1 protein-coding gene is annotated in these 1,645 nt (G+C 62.1%); it reads left to right on the top strand.

The window, feature by feature from the left end:
• On the top strand, positions 1-1,645 hold a 1,645-nt coding region (gene ligA, locus ACRESD_RS15035; protein WP_431751640.1), incomplete at both ends, for an NAD-dependent DNA ligase LigA.

The following is a 1,645-nucleotide window of genomic DNA, read 5'->3' as shown; positions in this document are numbered from 1 at the left end:
GCTGCGAACCCAAGCTGGATGGCCTGGCGGTCAGCCTTCTGTATCAGGACGGCGAACTGGTACGCGGCGCCACCCGTGGCGACGGTACTACCGGCGAAGATATCAGTGTCAACGTGCGCACCGTGCGCAACATTCCGTTGAAGCTGCACGGCAGCGGTTGGCCGGCGACTCTGGAAGTGCGCGGTGAAGTGTTCATGTCCAAGGCCGGTTTCGAGCGGCTCAATGCTTCGCAACTGGAAGTCGGCGGCAAGACTTTCGCCAACCCGCGCAACGCCGCTGCCGGCAGTCTGCGCCAGTTGGATTCGAAGATCACTGCCAGTCGCCCGCTGGAGTTTTGCTGCTACGGCGTGACCACCGACATCAGCGACACCCATATTGGCAACCTGCAGCAGTTGCAGAAGTGGGGCATGCCCATCAGCCACGAGTTGAAGCTGGCCAAGGGTATCCAGGATTGCCTGGACTACTACCGCGATATCGGCGAGCGGCGTAACAGCCTGCCCTATGAAATCGACGGCGTCGTGTTCAAGGTCAACAGCATCGCCTCCCAACGCGAACTGGGCTTCCGCGCTCGCGAACCGCGCTGGGCCATCGCCCATAAATTCCCGGCGATGGAAGAGCTGACGGAATTGCTCGACGTAGAATTCCAGGTTGGCCGCACCGGCGCCGTGACCCCGGTAGCGCGCTTGAAGCCGGTCAAGGTGGCCGGTGTGACCGTGTCCAATGCCACCTTGCACAACATGGATGAAGTGGCGCGCCTGGGCCTGATGATCGGCGACACCGTGATCATCCGTCGTGCCGGGGATGTGATCCCGCAGGTGGTGTCGGTGGTGCTCGAGCGTCGCCCGGAGAATGCCCGTGCCGTGCAGATCCCCGAGGTCTGCCCGGTGTGCGGCTCTCATGTGGAGCGCACACAGCTGGTCAAGCGCAGCAAGGGCAAGGAAACCGTCAGCGAAGGCGCGGTGTACCGGTGCGTCGGTCGCCTGGCCTGTGGCGCACAACTCAAACAGGCAATCATTCATTTTGTGTCGCGCCGCGCCATGGATATCGACGGCCTGGGCGACAAGACCATCGAGCAGTTGGTGGATGAAAAACTCATCGGCTCACCGGCAGACCTCTACACGCTCAAGTACGAGCAGATCATTGACCTGGAAGGCTTCGCCGATATTTCCAGCAAGAAGCTGATCACGGCCATCGAAAACAGCAAGACGCCGACCCTGGCGCGCTTCATCTACGCCCTGGGCATTCCCGATGTGGGCGAGGAGACGGCCAAGGTACTGGCGCGGTCCCTGGCGTCCCTGGAGCGGGTGCAGAAGGCGCTGCCGGAAGTGCTGACGTACTTACCGGACGTGGGCCTGGAAGTGGCGCATGAGATCCACAGTTTCTTTGAAGACAGCCATAACCAGGACGTGATCGGTGCGCTGCTGTCGCCGCAAGAGTGCGGCCTGCAATTGCAGGATCAGGGTGAACTGAGCGCCGAGTTCGCCGCCAGCACGACCTTGGGCGGTTTGCTCGACAAGCTGCACGTACCGAGCGTCGGCCCGGGTGCGGCGCAGAAGCTGGCGGATAAATTCGGCTCTCTGGAAGGCGTGATCAAGGCTGACTGGCTGGACATGCGTCAGGCACTGCCTGAGAAGCAGGCCAAGGC

This window comes from Pseudomonas sp., assembly GCF_050739995.1.
In the GTDB taxonomy this organism is placed as follows: Bacteria; Pseudomonadota; Gammaproteobacteria; order Pseudomonadales; family Pseudomonadaceae; genus Aquipseudomonas.
The sequence above is the reverse complement of the archived record's forward strand: the minus strand, read 5'-3'. Positions and strand labels throughout refer to the sequence as shown.